Origin of the sequence: Peribacillus sp. TH16, from assembly GCF_016651095.1 — a bacterium.
Classification (GTDB): Bacteria; Bacillota; Bacilli; order Bacillales; family DSM-1321; genus Peribacillus; species Peribacillus butanolivorans.
On the sequence record NZ_JAEKEM010000009.1, the window covers coordinates 495,725 to 512,679 of the forward strand.

The 16,955-nt window shown below is 43.1% G+C and carries 17 protein-coding genes; all 17 read right to left on the reverse strand.

Annotation, left to right across the window (positions count from 1 at the left end; translation table 11 throughout):
• Positions 1–228 precede the first annotated feature (228 nt).
• Positions 229–705 (reverse strand): nickel insertion protein, encoded by a 477-nt coding sequence (gene larC / locus JFV29_RS31180; protein WP_201185248.1) that lies wholly within the window; start codon positions 703–705, stop codon positions 229–231.
• A complete protein-coding gene (locus JFV29_RS31185; protein ID WP_201185249.1) occupies positions 702–1,583 on the reverse strand; it encodes a LarC family nickel insertion protein in 882 nt (293 codons plus the stop codon). Before JFV29_RS31185 ends, larC begins: the two co-directional genes overlap by 4 nt.
• Positions 1,564–2,331: a nickel pincer cofactor biosynthesis protein LarB gene (gene larB, locus JFV29_RS16340; RefSeq protein ID WP_201185250.1), complete on the reverse strand. Its 768-nt coding sequence runs from the start codon at positions 2,329–2,331 to the stop codon at positions 1,564–1,566. The genes JFV29_RS31185 and larB overlap by 20 nt, the downstream gene beginning before the upstream one ends.
• Entirely contained in the window at positions 2,328–3,143 is an 816-nt protein-coding gene (gene larE / locus JFV29_RS16345; protein WP_201185252.1) for an ATP-dependent sacrificial sulfur transferase LarE, read from the reverse strand. The genes larB and larE overlap by 4 nt, the downstream gene beginning before the upstream one ends.
• A 224-nt stretch (positions 3,144–3,367) precedes the next feature.
• Positions 3,368–4,000: a bifunctional 4-hydroxy-2-oxoglutarate aldolase/2-dehydro-3-deoxy-phosphogluconate aldolase gene (locus JFV29_RS16350; protein ID WP_201185254.1), complete on the reverse strand. Its 633-nt coding sequence runs from the start codon at positions 3,998–4,000 to the stop codon at positions 3,368–3,370.
• A 14-nt stretch (positions 4,001–4,014) separates the two neighbouring features.
• On the reverse strand, positions 4,015–4,971 hold the full coding sequence (locus JFV29_RS16355) for a sugar kinase (protein WP_201185256.1): 957 nt from the start codon (positions 4,969–4,971) through the stop codon (positions 4,015–4,017).
• Positions 4,972–4,994: 23 nt separating this feature from the next.
• Complete coding sequence (locus tag JFV29_RS16360) at positions 4,995–5,858, reverse strand: fumarylacetoacetate hydrolase family protein (RefSeq protein WP_201185258.1); 864 nt, start codon at positions 5,856–5,858, stop codon at positions 4,995–4,997.
• Between the two features lie 14 nt (positions 5,859–5,872).
• The gene (locus tag JFV29_RS16365) at positions 5,873–6,832 is read right to left on the reverse strand and encodes a C-terminal binding protein (protein WP_201185259.1); all 960 of its coding nucleotides are present in this window, start codon (positions 6,830–6,832) and stop codon (positions 5,873–5,875) included.
• Positions 6,833–6,907: 75 nt separating this feature from the next.
• A complete protein-coding gene (locus JFV29_RS16370) occupies positions 6,908–7,855 on the reverse strand; it encodes a U32 family peptidase (RefSeq protein ID WP_201185260.1) in 948 nt (315 codons plus the stop codon).
• Positions 7,855–8,763 carry a dihydrodipicolinate synthase family protein gene (locus tag JFV29_RS16375; protein ID WP_201185261.1) on the reverse strand — a complete coding sequence of 303 codons (909 nt, stop codon included), beginning with the start codon at positions 8,761–8,763 and terminating at the stop codon, positions 7,855–7,857. The genes JFV29_RS16370 and JFV29_RS16375 overlap by 1 nt, the downstream gene beginning before the upstream one ends.
• 19 nt (positions 8,764–8,782) lie before the next feature.
• On the reverse strand, positions 8,783–9,931 hold the full coding sequence (gene dgoD / locus JFV29_RS16380; protein WP_201185262.1) for a galactonate dehydratase: 1,149 nt from the start codon (positions 9,929–9,931) through the stop codon (positions 8,783–8,785).
• A 67-nt stretch (positions 9,932–9,998) separates the two neighbouring features.
• A complete protein-coding gene (gene gucD, locus JFV29_RS16385) occupies positions 9,999–11,468 on the reverse strand; it encodes an alpha-ketoglutaric semialdehyde dehydrogenase GucD (protein ID WP_201185263.1) in 1,470 nt (489 codons plus the stop codon).
• 21 nt (positions 11,469–11,489) lie between these two features.
• Positions 11,490–12,647, reverse strand: a complete 1,158-nt coding sequence (locus tag JFV29_RS16390) for a UxaA family hydrolase (protein WP_056520625.1) — start codon at positions 12,645–12,647, stop codon at positions 11,490–11,492.
• A gap of 4 nt (positions 12,648–12,651) precedes the next feature.
• On the reverse strand, positions 12,652–12,957 hold the full coding sequence (locus JFV29_RS16395) for a UxaA family hydrolase (RefSeq protein ID WP_053346444.1): 306 nt from the start codon (positions 12,955–12,957) through the stop codon (positions 12,652–12,654).
• A gap of 11 nt (positions 12,958–12,968) precedes the next feature.
• Entirely contained in the window at positions 12,969–13,856 is an 888-nt protein-coding gene (locus JFV29_RS16400) for a fumarylacetoacetate hydrolase family protein (protein WP_098176416.1), read from the reverse strand.
• A gap of 31 nt (positions 13,857–13,887) precedes the next feature.
• Positions 13,888–14,655 (reverse strand): IclR family transcriptional regulator, encoded by a 768-nt coding sequence (locus tag JFV29_RS16405; RefSeq protein ID WP_098176415.1) that lies wholly within the window; start codon positions 14,653–14,655, stop codon positions 13,888–13,890.
• Positions 14,656–14,716: 61 nt separating this feature from the next.
• Entirely contained in the window at positions 14,717–16,921 is a 2,205-nt protein-coding gene (locus tag JFV29_RS16410) for a dihydroxy-acid dehydratase domain-containing protein (RefSeq protein ID WP_201185264.1), read from the reverse strand.
• Between the last annotated feature and the right edge of the window lie 34 nt (positions 16,922–16,955).

Genomic DNA, 16,955 nt, shown 5'->3' on the forward strand with positions numbered 1-16,955 from the left:
CTGATATTCTGACGGTATGCAAAAAAACAGCTTAGTCCAAATATTACTAGCCTAATACAAGGCAGGAACAGAGTACAAGTATGGCCGAATCCCCAATACACGCCCGTAAGTGTGGACCGCAATATTTTTTTCTTATTGCCTGCTGTAGTTGCCTCTGCAATAACATTCTCCGGTACTAACGCATGTTTTTTCCCTAATAAGAATCCAATGTAAGAATCGACACAAGACTCAATTTTCTTTCTCCTCCCCAAGACACTTCCATACTTCTTCATACACTTGTTTAAGTGGTATATTGTTCTCAACAGCAATTTTCCGACAGTCCTCAAATTCAGGTGCTTGTTGCACGAGCTGCCCGCCATATACCCCTTTTTTTACCGTTACCGCGCCCCATAGTGAATGTACTTTGGAAAATGAGCGTTCAAGCCTGTGCACCGTAAGCGGATAGTAGCGGATACCAAGAGTCGTTGTTTCAGCAAATAATATCTTTTTCATTTCGGGAATCATCTGTTGTGAACAGAGAAGCTGCAACAATACTCCCGGTCGATTTTTTTTCATAAAAATCGGCGTGTAAAAAACATCATTTGCCCCTGATTCAAACAGCAAATCCATTACATAGCCTAGCCATTCACCGGAAATATCATCTAGATTAATTTCCATTTTGATCATTTGGTCATCGATATGCTCGTGATTAGGTGGGTGGTTCATTGCATCTCTCCTATGATAATGCGAAGGACGTTCGGATGATTTTTAAATGTTTTTGTTCCTGCACCATAGCCGATTGATTCGACAGTCATGGTCGGGAGCGGACAAAATGATTCTGCTAAAACAGCTGCGATTGCAGCCCCTGTGGGCGTAGCCAATTCCGATCGAATGTCGCTTGCGGCAATCGGTACACCTTTTAATATTTCCAGTGTAGCAGGTGCAGGAACCGGGTATATACCGTGATCAATATGAATATGTCCAGACCCAGTTGGGATGGCTGATGAAAGTACCGATTGAACACCGAGTTGATTGATTAAAATTGCTGCTCCAATTATATCTATAATCGAATCAACCGCTCCTACTTCGTGAAAGTGAACTTTCTCGAGGGGAAGCCCGTGGATGTGCCCTTCAGCTTCACCAATCTTCTTAAAAATAGCAAGTGACATGTTCTTAACCGATGCATTAAAGTTAGCCTCATTGATTATCTCGACAATTTGTTTGTATGTGCGGTGATCATGATGGTGATGGTGTTCATGGCTATTACTGTTGGAGTGACTATGTTCATTGTGATCAAGAATATAACTTTTCTCGTGATTATGGCTATGGTCGTTGGAGTGACTATGTTCGTGATGGTGATGGTGTTCATGACTATGGATGTGTTCATGAAGGTGCTCCGGTTTTCTGGAAAGAATGACATCAAATTTTGTACTAGCAATACCATTTTTGACAACTTTTTCCCAGGACAGAGTATATTCTTCTTCTATATTTAGCTTTTTTAACTCTTCTTCCATTTGAAAAGGATCGGCACCTGCATCAATCAAAGCACCAATTATCATGTCGCCGCTTATGCCAGAAAAACAGTCAAAATATAATGTCCTCATCATTGACCTCCTTTTTATGTACGAGTTTGTAAATGAGCGCTGCGTTGTATGCCGCACCAAATCCATTATCAATGTTGACAACGCTTACACCTGATGCGCATGAATTGAGCATCGATAAAAGTGCCGATAATCCATTGAAATTCGCACCATATCCAACACTTGTTGGCACAGCAATAATCGGATTCATGACAAGGCCTCCTAGCACGCTCGGAAGCGCTCCCTCCATTCCCGCGACGCATACCGAAACAGTCGCATTTCGTATTTCGTCAATATTATCAAGAAGTCGGTGCAGCCCTGCGACACCCACATCGTAAATACGCCTGACTGGAATACCTAAAGTTTCGGCCGTGACAGCTGCTTCTTCCGCAACGGGCAAGTCCGATGTCCCAGCACACACAATCGCGATATATGAACCATTAGTTTTCTTCTTTTCTTTAACCCATGCGAGTGTCCGTGCAATCTCGTTGTACTCAAATTCCTCACATTCTTTTTGTACAAATAACGCTTTTTCTTGAGAAATACGTGTCACTAGTACAGAATCATTCCTTGCCCGTAACGATTGAACGATCGTTAAAATTTGTTCTGCTGTTTTCCCTTCTCCAAATACAATTTCGGGAAAGCCTTGTCTTTTTTTACGATGATGATCAATTTTTACAAAACCTAAATTTTCATAGGATGCAAGTTTTGTTTTTGCTTCCGCTGCTGTCAATGTACCATTTTGTACCTGCTCTAGAATATCGTCAATCATACCATTTCTTCCTTTTTAAGCGCTAAATTCATACTCCCGCTTGTATAGCCCGTGAGATCCAAAGAGACATATTTATAACCAAATTGCTTCAGACGTTTCGTAATTAAAACGTGATATTCAAGCACAAGTGGCATATCAGCAGGATCTACTTCTATACGGGCGGTATCCTCATGGGTCCGAACACGCACCTGGTGAATATCTAATGATTTTAAATAAGCCTCTGACTTATCTACTTTCGTCAATTTTTCTTTCGTAATGATTTCGCCGTAGGCTATACGTGATGATAGGCAGGCAAATGATGGTTTATCCCAAGTTGGCAATCCTACTTCTTTTGACAACACTCTTATTTCTTCTTTGAATAAATTCGCTTCTTGAAGAGGTCCCCGGATGCCTTTTTCTTTTGCTGCTTTCATGCCTGGACGAAATTCATTCGCATCATCAGCAATAACCCCATAAATAATATTATTAAATTCATAATCTTTAAGAATAGGAAGCAAGTGGTCAAATAAACTACTTTTACAAAAGTAACAGCGATTTTGGTTATTTTCTGTATATCCTGGAATGGCTAACTCTGATGTTTGAATGACACGATGGCTGGCACCGATCCATTTTGAGAGCATAATGGCTTCTTCCAACTCGCTCGACGGATAAGTTTCCGAATCCGCTGTAATGGCTAACACGCTGTCATATCCCAAAGTATCAATTGCAACTTTAAGCAAAAATGTGCTGTCTACCCCTCCTGAAAATGCGACCACAACAGTCTCCATCTTTACAAGAATATCCTGAAGTTTTTTGTATTTTTCTTGTATCATGCCAAATTGTTCTCCTTTCTTGATAAAACAATTCTAATTTTATCCTCCTGTACCGCTAACAGGAACACCTGTAAGGGCCACATAAAGATTGAACAGAAGCTCTACAGGAATTTTTTTAAGTTGCCAATGACAAAATGGGGAAGGTGGAAATGGCTCCAGTTTTTTATTCGTTTCATTTCATCCCTATTTCCCTATAAAGCCCCGCGTATTAGCTTCGGCATACTCTAATTATTTTGTACAATAGCAGAGAATTTTTTGGCTGTTTCTTCCAGATCAGTGTAATCTTCCTCTGAAAGCAATTTCTTTGGGTTGATTAAAGAACCGCCGATTCCCGCTGCAACCGCACCTGCCTTTAAAAAGGAACCGAGGTTATCCAAATTAACACCGCCAGTCGGCATTAAAGGGATGTGAGGCAGCGGACCTTTAAGATTTTTAAAGTAACCAACCCCAAGTGTATCTGCCGGAAATACTTTAATAACGTCGGCTCCATGCTCGTAAGCTGTCAAAATTTCTGTTGGTGTAAGCGCACCGGGGATGCTAATAATGCCATAGCGCTTTGCCATTTTAATCGTTTCAATATTGACGGTTGGCGAAAAGATAAATTCCGCTCCAGCCATGATGACCGAACGAGCCGTTTCTGGATCCAATACAGTACCGGCACCCACTATGATATCATCGCCGAACTCCTCTTTTACTTTATCAATTAACTCGCAAACTTTTGGTGTTTCTACTGTAATTTCGAGTGTTCGGATTCCACCTTCATTCAGGGCTCTAGCGATTGGTACAATTTGATCGGGACGTGCACCACGAATAACGGCGACTAGCTTCCCTTGTTTCAGCTCTTCTAGTTTAGTCATTCTTTTCCACCTTTCTACCTAGTCACATCTTCTTCTCCGCCACTCATAAATAAATCGAGGTCGTCACGTATCGGCAAACCCTCTACATCGCCATTTACCATCGTTACCATTGCTCCCATTGCATTTCCGCGCCGTGCAGCTTCTTCTAGCGCCAGTCCATCAAGAAGGCCGGAGAGTACACCAGATGCAAAAGCGTCCCCAGCACCGATTGGGTCTATGACACGATCTACAAAAAATCCTGGTACGTGTGTTTTCGGTACAGACGGGGATGAAATTAGAGAACCTTCTTTGCCCAATTTCAACAAAACTGTTTCGACACCGAGTTCATGAAAGTGATCGATAAACTGCTCCGGTGTGTAGGAACCGAATAAAAATTCAGCTTCGGACACACCCGGCATGACGATATCACTTTCCGATGCGTATTTTGTAATGAAGTGACGTGCTTCATTTTCATCCGTCCATATTTTCAACCGAATATTCGGATCGAAGACGATTTTTGTTCCGGTTTCCTTGGCAATGCGGATCGCTTTGTCTATGAGCAACTGGCACGACTCACCAAGTGCAGGAGTAATACCGGTAATGTGTAAGTAAACGGCGTCTTGAATCGCATGTTCCGGCAGTAATTCTGCTGTCATTTTGCTAGCCGCCGAATCTTTACGGTAGTAATAGACTCGCGTATCATTTAGCCGCCTGAATTCTTTGAAAAAGACTCCGGTCGGCGCATTAGCATCACGTGTTACATATGAGACATCTACACCTTCACCGCGAATAAACGAGTGCATCGCATCGCCAAATTCATCCTCACCGAGACGGCTTATCCAGCGTGACCTGTGACCGAGACGGCTTAACCCGATCGCGACATTGGATTCCGCACCGCCGAACTTCATTGAAAAAGAGCGGGCGTGGCGAAGGGGTCCTTCTTCATTCGGGGTAAATACTGTCATCGTTTCTCCGATTGTTACAACATCCATTTCATCAACTTCTTTCTCTCATGTTAGGCTTTAACGTGATTAGAAAGCGTACCGATTCTTTCAATACTGACGTTCATCCGGTCACCGTTTTTCAACCAGACTTTCGGATTACGTCCCATTCCAACGCCAGGTGGTGTACCAGTTGCAATCAAATCACCTGGCTTTAGCGTCATGGACTGTGATAAAAATGAGATGATTTGCGGAACGGTAAAAATTAAGTTACTTGTATTGGAATCCTGCATCATTTCTCCGTTTAATTCAAGGGAAATCGCCAGCTCATGGGGATCACCCACTTCATCATGTGTAACGACAACAGGACCTATTGGCGCAAATGTGTCCGCCGTTTTGCCGCGTGACCACTGGCCATCCTGAAATTGCAAATCCCGCGCGCTAATGTCATTCATAATTGTATAGCCAAAGACGTAGTCATTCGCCTCTTCTTCTGACACATTTTTCGCTTTTTTTCCAATGACAATCGCAAGCTCTGCTTCAAAATCGACTTCTTTTGAATTAATTGGGATTTCAATAACATCATTTTGACCGACAATCGCATTCGCATATTTTGAAAAAATGACCGGTGAAGCCGGCGGCTCCATCCCAGTTTCCGTGCAATGATCTATATAGTTCAGCCCGACGCAAATGATTTTTTCCGGCTGTGCGATCGGTGGGAGGAATTTTACTTCTGATAGTGAGAATTTTGCATCGTCATTACCCCGTTGCTCGATTAACTGTTCAGCACGTTTACGCAACTCGCTTCCTCGTTCTATAAACGTTTTCATACAAGCAGGAAAATCATCTGGACCGAGTGCCGTTAAACTTATGATTTGATCATCTTGTACGATGCCGATATGATGGTCGGATTTTACCGAAAAAGATGCTATTTTCATATTTTTATCCTTTCTTACGTCAACGCGTATGGTGTTTTTTCGCCGTTTAAGACCTGAACGATATTTTTCGCTGCTTTTTGACGAAGTTCAATCATCGCTTCCTCAGAATACCAGGCGCTGTGCGGTGTGATGATGACATTGTCCATTTTGAGAAGCGGGCTATCGATGCTGACCGGCTCATCTTCTGTAACATCAAGTGCGGCACCTGCAATTATCCCTTTTTCAAGTGCTTCAGCGAGTGCTTTTTCATCGATTATCGGCCCACGAGCTGTGTTAATGATGACCGCGTTTCTTTTCATTTGTTTTAAGCGCTCCTCATTGATCAGATGAAACGTATCATCAATTAGCGGTACATGTACTGACAAATAATCAGCTTCACTAATAATTTCTTCGAGATTCATTTTTTGAACGCCGACGGCTGCCATATCTTCTGCCGATACGAATGGATCGTATGCAGCCGTTTTAAAGCCGAGCGGTTTCACCTTTTCCACGAAACGACGCGGAATACGACCAAAACCAAGAACCCCAACCGTTTGCTCGTTAAAACGATGAATCGGCACACAAGCTTTAAAGTCCCAGTTACCTTTTTTTACCTCATTGTTTAACAGCGTTACTTTGCGCGCCCATGAAAGCAAAAGCGCCAATGCATGGTTCGAAACTTCTTCCATACCATAATCAGGTACATTGGCAACAGTAATCCCCTTTTCTTTCGCCGCATCGAGATCAATTGTATTGACCCCGACACCGTAGCGGGATATGATTTTTGTGTTTTCAAGTGATCCAATGACACGGCGTGAGACAGGAGCATATTGATTTAAAATCGCATCCACTTCTTTTGCCAACTCAATAACTTCTTCTTCTGTTTTGCATTGCGCTTTTATGAAATCAATGTCCAATCCGCTTTCTTTAAAAACGTCTTCTTCATATTGCAAATGCTCAAATTCATAATCCGTTAATAATATTTTAAAGGCCATTTAGACTCCACTCCCACATATGGTATTAAACCCCTTTAGGTCAGGGGGATTCCTCCCGTTTCAGGTGAAAATCATTTATTTCGCAGCTGCTTTTTCGACTTTCGCAATTCCGAGGCCTTCCGCACCAAGTTTCGATGTTTTCGCTTCTGGATAATATCGTTCAATCATTTGAATTCCAATTGCGGCACGGCGTACACGTTCATGTGCAAGTGAGATGTTCGTACTCTCCCATTGTTTCCCAGATGGGTATACATCAGGGTGATTACGAAGACCAAATTTGATGTAAACTGGCGCCAATACACGGATAATTTCCGGTATTTCATAATAGCGCAAAAAGCCGCCAAATGTATCCGGTACCTCGACATACAAATCAATTGGAATGTCTATTGCTTGACGAATCGCTGCAAGTTTAGAAAGCGTCAATGCAGGTGGCACGTTGTACGTATCCGCTCCGATGTCTTCCATTAATTTAACGGATACTGGATTGGCTGACCCCATTTGGACCGAAACTTTTACAACAAAATCTTCCGGCAACTGTCGGTGCTTTTTCATTTCTTTCGTTATAAGAAGAAGTCCTTCATCTGCAACTAACGCACCCCGTAGACCAAGAGCTGCTCCTCTTTTCAAATCTTCCATTGCATAAACAAGCTGGTCAGCACCTTCATGGCGTATCCCCTGTGATTTGCCCCCAGGTGTAAGCGGTCCCGCACTGACATCCCATGAACCTCGGGGACCGACAAACAAACTAAGCTCCATTCCACGTTCTGCTGTCATTTCACACATTTCTTTAATTTCTTCATCCGTTTGTAGCATGATGCCGCTTCCTTGAGATATTCTGTGAATCGTTAAGCCTAAGCGGTCAATTTCTTTCAATGTTTCTTTTAGTGCAACTGGACCTTCTACACTTGGAAGCTCAATGCGGTATTGCGCCCCGTCTGGAAATGTTTTCGTTGATGTCGGAAGTTCTTTAAGATCAGTTGATGGGTAGCCTAATTGCTCGAGCAAGTCGCGTGATTCTTTCATTATTGGACACCTTCTTTCATATCAATATTTTTTAAAAGAGCCGTTACTTTGTCACGCAAATCAGCCGGGAATACATCACACGGAGCACGGTGTCCAGCGGATACGTCAAACCAGCGCTGATGAACGGCTTCTTTCATGGCAGTAAAAAATGTCGGTCCGTACGTGTAGATATCCATCAGCTTTGAAATCATTTGATGATTTTTCTGTGCTTTTTCCAGATCACCTTTTTGATATGAATTATATAAATCAACGGATATTTCAGGTGCAAAAACAGCGCTTCCGTTAATGCTACCCGCTGCACCAATCATTTGAGCTGGAAGTAAATGCTCATCAAATGCAGAAAAGACACGGAAATCACTGCGAACTTTTTTCACTTCGGTCAGGACTTGCCGCAGGTGGCCGAAATCACTGACTGTTTCTTTAATACCGGCAATATTTGAATGATCTACTACTAATCTTTTAATCAATTCTACCGATATATTTTGTCCTGTTAAAAGTGGAATGTTATAAATGAACACTTGTAGATTTGTGTGATCAGCTACGCTGGAATAATAACGGTATAATTGTTCGTCAGACAGTTTCCAGTAATATGGGTTGACTACAAGAACCCCATCAGCTCCATGCTCTTCTGCATAAGAAGTTAATTCATGTACCTCTTTTAATGCGGTATGTCCAACGCCAACCATAACCGGCACTCGACCGTTAATGTGCTTAATCATTTCGCGTACGTATAGCTTTCGTTCTTCTGTTGTAAGTGATGAGAACTCACCTGAACTTCCCATCAATAAAATACCGTCAATATTCCGTGAAATTATTTGATCCATATAGCTTCTGTTCAGCTCTATATCTAAATTTCCCGCTTCGTCAAAAAGAGTGACTACCGGCGGAATGATTCCATGAAAATTCATTGTTTTGACCTCCTCTTTTTTACCATTCAGCGATACTTCCGTCTTCATGACGCCAAATTGGGTTTTTCCAATCATGTCCTATTTCTGCTGCCTGCTTCACTTTTTCTTCGTCAATTTCTAACCCAAGACCCGGTTTATCCGGAATGTTCACATAACCATTTTCATAGTCAAATATTTCAGAATTTTTAACATAATCGAGAATATCCATCCCTTTGTTGTAATGAATACCAAGGCTTTGCTCCTGAATAATGAAATTCGGCGTCGTAGCATCCAGATGAATCGATGAAGCGAGTGTCATTGGGCCGAGCGGACAGTGCGGCGCAATGGCTACATCATACGCTTCTGCCATCGCGGCAATTTTTTTCCCTTCTAAAATACCACCTGTGTGAGACAGATCCGGCTGAATAATATCGACATAGCCATCTTGAAGAAGCTGCTTAAAGCCCCAGCGAGTATACATCCTTTCACCCGTCGCAATCGGGCACGTCGTGTGCCAGGCAATCTCACGAAGTGCTTCATTATTTTCTGGCAGCACCGGCTCTTCAATGAACATTGGGCGGTATGGTTCGAGTTCTTTCACGATCGTTTTTGACATCGTTTTATGAATCCTCCCGTGAAAATCTACACCAATGCCAAAGTCTTTCCCTACCGCTTCCCGAATTGACGCTACGCGTTCAATGACCGCTTCTACTTTCGAAAAGCTGTCTATGTAGTTCATTTCTTCTGATGCGTTCATTTTGACAGCGTGAAAGCCCTCGTTCTGTTTTTCTTTTGCGGCAGCAACGACATCCACTGGACGATCGCCGCCGACCCACGAGTACACTTTAATTTTTTCACGTGCTTTGCCCCCGAGCATTTGGTATACAGGAATATTAAAGTATTTTCCTTTAATGTCCCATAATGCCTGCTCAATGCCAGAAATGGCACTCATTAAAATAGGGCCTCCTCGGTAAAATCCCCCTCGATAAAGCGTTTGCCAAATGTCTTCAATGTCGTTCGGGTTTCTCCCGATTAAATAATCGGTCAGTTCGTTAACTGCTGCTTTTACCGTTTCAGCACGGCCTTCAACGACAGGCTCCCCCCAGCCAGAAATGCCTTCATCCGTATCGATTTTTAAAAATAGCCAGCGGGGTGGAACTTTGAATAGAGAAATTTTTGTGATTTTCATTTGGCACCTCGCAATGTTTTTTTGGAAGTAGAGAGATCTTCAAATATGAAAACCTCTCTTTCTTTTGTTAAGAACCTTTAATAAAAACCGTTTTTAATGCTGTATAAAATTCTTTCGCCGCTTCACCTTGCTCTCGAGAACCTGTGCTTGATGCCTTCATGCCGCCGAAGGGTGCTTGCAACTCAACGCCTGCGCTTTCTGCGTTAATGCGGACAAGCCCTACTTCGATTTCATCGATGAATTCTAAAATTGAGCTAATATTTGAAGTAAAGATCGATGCACTCAATCCGTATTTCGTATTATTTGCCATGTCAATTGCTTCGACAAGATCGGTTGCTTTTATAAGTGCAATAACTGGTCCAAAAATTTCTTCCTGTGCAATCACCATATCCGTCGTGACGTCTTCAAAAATCGCTGGAGTAATGAAAAAGCCCCTATCGTAATCTCCGCCAGTTAATATCTCTCCGCCATGTATGAGTTTTGCGCCTTCCTGCTTGCCTTTTTCAATGTATTCTTTCACCGTATTAAACTGGCTTTCGCTTGCACACGGACCCATCCAAATACCCTCTTGTAGACCATTGCCAACGGTAATTTTTGCAGTTGCGTCTACAAGTTTTTGTTTAAATTCATCATAGACTTTTGATTCAACGACCACACGACTTGAAGCTGTACATTTTTGGCCAGAAGAACGAAATCCACCGCTGATGACTGCTTCGACTGCTTGATCGATGTTCGCATCTTTCGTCACGATAACTGGATTCTTGCCACCCATTTCAAGCTGATATTTAATGCCACGCGCGGAAGCTGACTTCGCTACACCTTGCCCGACACTTTCAGAACCGGTAAATGTGATTGCATTTAAAAGCGGATGATCGATGAGTCCTTGGCCGATGATAGATCCTGTACCGGTAATGAAGTTCACAACACCCTCTGGGAAGCCGGCTTTTGTGAAGCATTCCATCACTTTTGCTGCTGTAACAGCTCCCTCCGTAGCAGGTTTCCACACGATGGAATTGCCATATACAAGGGCCGGAGCCATTTTCCATATGGGAATCGCAACTGGGAAGTTCCATGGCGTGATAACGCCGACAACACCAAGTGGTGTACGTTTTGTAAACATAAGGGCATCTTTATCAGATGATGGAATAACATCGCCATCTTTGCGCATTCCTTCCCCTGCATAGTAACGTAAGATCGCAACACCTCGTGCCGTTTCGCCTTTTGCTTCGGGTAATGTTTTACCCATTTCGCGGGTCATTGTTTCAGCAATTTCATCGAGGTTTTCTTCTAAGATATTGGCCGTTTTGAAAAGAAGTTGGCCACGTGCAGACTGTCCAAGCTTACGCCAAGCTTTCTTCGCCTTATCCGCAGATACTACCGCTTTGTTCAAGTCATCTTCCGTTGAGCTCTGAACGTAGCCAACCGGTTCTTTATCCGCCGGATTAATGCTTTTAATCGTCTCCATAGAAGATGAGTTTACCCACTCATTGTTAATAAAATTTTTATATGTTTTCGTTGCAAATGTAGTTGATATCATTGTTTTTGGCTCCTTTTTAAATTAAAATGTTGGTCCAATTCTCCAAATCCCAAAGTCATGCTGCTTTAATATTTCTGCTTTTGTGAGTTTTCCGTTTGAAACGTGTTGAATTTCATCCATAATGCGCCGGCCCACTTCATCAACGGTTTCTATACCATCGACAATCGTACCTGCATTTAAATCCATATTTTCATTCATCCGCTCAAACATTGGCGTATTCGTTGAAATTTTAATAACAGGTGCAATCGGAGAACCAGTTGGCGTGCCTCGTCCACTTGTAAAGAGAACGATTTGGGCACCGCCTGCGACCATGCCCGTCAATTGCTCAATGTCGTGGCCAGGCGTATCCATCCATACGAGCCCTTTTTTCGTCGGTACCTGTGCATAATCAATGACTTCCTCCAGCCGGGTTGTACCTGATTTTGTCGCAGCCCCTAGTGATTTTTCTTCGAGTGAGCTGAGACCTCCCTCAATGTTGCCCGGACTTGGATTTCCGGTGCGAATGTCTACGCCCATTTGAATCGAGCGGTTTTCCATCATTTTAATAACCGCATAAGCTTTTTTAGCTACCTGGTCGTTTGCTGCCCGGTTAGCTATCAAATGCTCTGCTCCGATGAGTTCAGTCGTTTCTGCTAAAATAGCCGTTCCCCCCTGTTGGACAACCAAATCGCTCGTACGCCCGACTGCCGGGTTCGCCGATAATCCAGAGCATGCATCCGACCCACCGCATTCTGTGCCGACAATCAGCTCGCTAAAATCACATAATTCTCGTTGTACCATCGAGGCATCCTGTACCATTTTGACTGCAATTTTAGCTACTTCTGCAATGGTTTGAAGTGTGCCGCCATGATCCTGAATCGACACCGTTTCGACTGGTTTGCCGCATTTGGCAATCTCATCTCCAATTCGATGCGCCTGATGTGTTTCACAGCCAAGGCCAAGTACAATGACACCGTATACATTTGGATTCATACCCATTCCCGCATAAGTTCTGGCCGTTTGATCATAATCAGTGCCTACTTGCGCACAGCCATGCTGGTGAATAAATGTGACTGTTCCGCTTACCAGCTCTGTTACGCGCTGAGCTGTTTGCGTTGCGCAAGTAATCGTAGGTAAAATCAGAACATGATTCCGGACACCTACGCGTCCATCCTGACGGCGGTAGCCCCAAAACTGCATTTTTTCATTCAGCAATCTTGTCACCCCTTCCTCTTTTGCCTTCTAAATTGTGTACATGAACGTGTGCTCCAGCAGGAATAAAAGCGGAGGCAGCACCGATGACTTCACCGTATTTAATGATGTCTGCTCCATGTTCGATCGCTTTAACTGCGAACTTATGACCAAAGCGAATCGGTTCAAGAATGGTTACGGTTACAGCGAGGTCATCTTGACCTACTTTCACAACCACTGATGTCTTTTCAGGAATTTCAGATAAGGCAACAGCTACACTATCTTCCTTACTTAAATACAGGGTTTTATATTCGCTCATTTTGTCACTCCTTAAATTGTTTGTACGGCATTACTTTGGATGACGGGGTTATTCAAAATTCCAATGCCTGGAATTTCAATTTCAATCCGATCGTTGTCATACAATGTAAATTCATTCGGCGGAACCACACATGTACCTGTGAGCAGAACTGTTCCGTCAAAAATAATGTTATCTAACACTAAAAACTCCACAAGCTCTTCCAGTGTACGTTTCAGTTGGTTTACTTTTGCTTCTCCGTCAAATACCTTTTCTTCATTTCGATAGATACGGCACATTATTTTAAGGTCATATGGATCCGAAACAGCCTCTTTTAATAAGATGGCCGGTCCGATAGAGCAAGAATTTTTCCATACTTTTGCCTGTGGAAGATAAAGTGGATTCTCACCTTCAATGTCCCTGCAGCTCATATCATTACCTGCGATGTATCCGAGTATCGTCCCTTCTTTGTCGATGACAAGACCTAGTTCTGGCTCCGGGATTTGCCAGTGTGAATCTGAACGTAAGTAAACTGGATCATTCGGTCCTACGGTTCTTGCTGCAGTCGATTTAAAGAAAATCTCGGGACGCACTGCATCATAAACTTTGTCATAGAACGTTTGGCGGTCAAGCTTTCCTTGCGTTGCTTCGTAATTACGTGCTTCCTTGCTTTTTTTATACGTTACACCAGATGCCCATACTTCTGGTGCGTCGATGGGCGTTGTTAATTTAAGACCTTCTAATGGCTGTTTTTCTTCTTCTGCAACTATTTGTTTTACAATATCAAACGCAGTTTTGTTTTTCTGACGTGCCGTTTCAATCAACGACATAAAATCTATAAACGGAAGATCCACCACCTTGTTTTCGTTTGTCACGGCAGCAAGTTGTTTCTCGTTTTCTTTTACATAGCGAATAATTCTCATTTGCTAGTCCCTCCTAAATGGCAGTCACGTTTTATATTTTTTGATATTCATATCCAAGCTCCTGCGAAATTTTACTGCTGCATTCCTTTAAGATACGTACATAATACTCGTGTGTTTCTTCATTTACTTTCGATGAAGGCATCGATACGCTCATAGCGGCTATTACTTTGCCTGAATAATCTTTTATTGGCACAGCCAGACAGAAAATTCCTGGTTCGTTTTCTTCATTATCCATTGAATACCCAGCAATACGTGCTTTTTCGATTTCAACTAAGAACTGTTCTTTTGACCTTATTGATCTTTCAGTTGGTCCTGTATATACATAGCCGTCCAAGAGCAAATCTAGTTCACTATCGGTTTTAGTTGCCACTAGTGATTTACCTACTGCACTTGTATGTATCGGGACACGGCGGCCAATGCGAGAATACAAAACCGTAACCCCTCTGCCTTCCACTTTATCGATATATACACCTTCCTGCCCGTCTAATATGACGAGGTGGAGCGTTAAATTTGTGGTCTCGGAAAGCCATTCAAGATGCTTTCTTGCGACATTACGCAAATCGAGATGGGTCACCACCACGCTCCCCCTCTCTAATAGCTTTAAACCTAGAGAGTATTTGCCATTTTCTTCACCTTGTGAAATATATTGATGCAACTGTAAGGTTTTTAAAAGTGAATGAACCGTGCTTTTATGCAAATTCATTCGTTTGCTTATTTCTGTGATAGTTAATTCCCTGTCACGCTCGTCAAATAAATCCAATATTTTCAATGCGCGCTCCACTGATTGGATGATAGGCATTGTTCCTCACTCCTTCATTTTCTGTCTCTCTTTATTTTATCGGATTTATGACGAGCGTTCCTTACTTTATTACTATGTTTTTTTCCAGAAGCAAAATATCCTGTTCATAATCAAGTACAGCATCTTCTACGACGGCGATTGGTACAACCCCATTTGCCGCATCTGTATGTCCATACATCCGGTTGCTGGCCGCAACCATTTTTTGACGATTTTTCATTCGTTGTTTACGTTCCGTGACCAATGATTGTCTTTCTTCTTTTATATAATCCTCAAACTCATGCACAACCTTTCCGGTAAGAAGTTGAGCGGCATCGACAAAATCAATGCGGCCCTCGCGAAGCTGAAGGTGAACAACATCACCCGTTTGGAGGAAACCAATGCCTCCATCTTCATATGCTTCTGGGGTCATATGACCAATAGCGGCGCCGTAAGTGACACCCGAATAGCGGCCGTCGCTAATGATTGTTGCGAGTTTTTTCATAACACGGTTAGCATTAATATGTTGCATCGGTGTAAACATTTCTGGCATACCGAAAGCAATGGGACCTTGCCCTGCGATAATGACGGCAATTTTCAAAGTACCTTGATCAGCCATCTCGTCAAATAATTCCTCGTAAGGTGCATCTTTTATTCGTGACCATTCAGGCTCATTATTGTATTTAAGTGACGCAAGAAGATGATCATGCTCGAACAGCTTTTGCTCTTTTATTTTCGAGAGCAGGCTTGAATCAAGCAGGCTTCTATTGGCATCATCCTCATTTTCGTAATACAGAACAAATGCTAGCTTATCATCGAACTGATTAAGCTGCGGTGTCGGCATCCCGCTAATTTTCACAACAGCACTTTCAAAAAAGTTTCCTTTTAATACATCTACACCGCTGAATCCACGGCGTGGAGTGGATAAAATAACTTGATTATTCTTTACATTTACTGCCTGAAGGCTGCGTGTAATCGCAAGACGTTCTTTCCACGTTTTTGCGGCGACTGTTGGCGCATCCTGATCCATTGGTACACCATTTTCAATAAGTTCGTAAACAAGCGTTTCCATACCACGGCTTGTGCCACTGCAACACTGCATTGCAAGTGAATAAATGTCACGTCCTTCAGTCAAGCTGTAATCAAATAAATCAGGAATCGGATGTAAATGGTGAATGCGGTCAAGATCCCATAAGCTGAATTTGTATCCTGCATATAGCATGGCAGCTACGATATGCATCATTAAGTTCGTAGAACCACCCGAAGCGCTGTGAATGCGTATTGCATTTTTAATATTCGCCGCGACAATGTTGGCCACTCCGTATCGCTCGTCGTTAATCATTACAGAAAAGCTATCAAGCACGGCGTTAATCTGGCGCTGTGATGGTGGATCTGTTAATAGCTCAACTGCTGGATGAACGAGTCCCATGCCTGCAACTAGATGACGTGAACTATTGCCCGTTCCGTTAAAGGCACACACGCCTCCCTGACCATCACAAGTAGCTACAGCAAGCCTCATTTCAAAATATTTATGCTGTTCTTTCGTCAAGATGCCACGTTCATATGCACGTTCGAATACACCCTGAAATGCAGTATTCGATGAACATTGCAAGATATACGCCATCGTATCTCGTAAATCAACGGCTACATCAGCTGCACCTTCACTTTCGGCTTTTTTCGCCAGTGCTTCCAATTCTTCTATCACGTCAGCAGGAATCGAACCACCTTCTAATACGTGAGCAGGTGCGAATGTCGCGAAAAAGGGCGCTTCACCGCGGTTGCGACGCACACGGTCGACATGCGCAAGCGCGCTTACAACACCAAGAGGCTGTTTATCACACCCCTGAATAACGAATGCACCATGATAACTGTGAGCTTCAAGCTGATTGACAACCATTTGTGCAACCGCATTTCTGCTTTGCAGTGAGTAACTCATCCCTTGATTGCTTTGTGCAGTTCCATCACACATTACCGGTGTCGAGAAGTGAAACGGCACACCGCCATTTTGCCAGATGCGGATTGCTGCCCGTGCGGACGTTTGGTAATCCATAATGTGCGCCGGGTGATCGGATGAACCGCCGATAATCGCAATACGCGGCGCATTTCTTTCAAGCCGCATATAAATTTCTTCCAGCGTCCAGTCCGGCTTGCCACCTTCATAGGTAGAACCAAGTGTCAATTTGGAGCGGTCAAGCAGACCCGCGACCGTAATCGGTTCATTTGCTTTTCCCTGTACGTTATCTCGGTAAGGGTTAACTTCGTTATCAATGAGCGGATATAGGTGAGTCATTTAAAGCACTCCTTTTCACTATTTTCAAATGAAA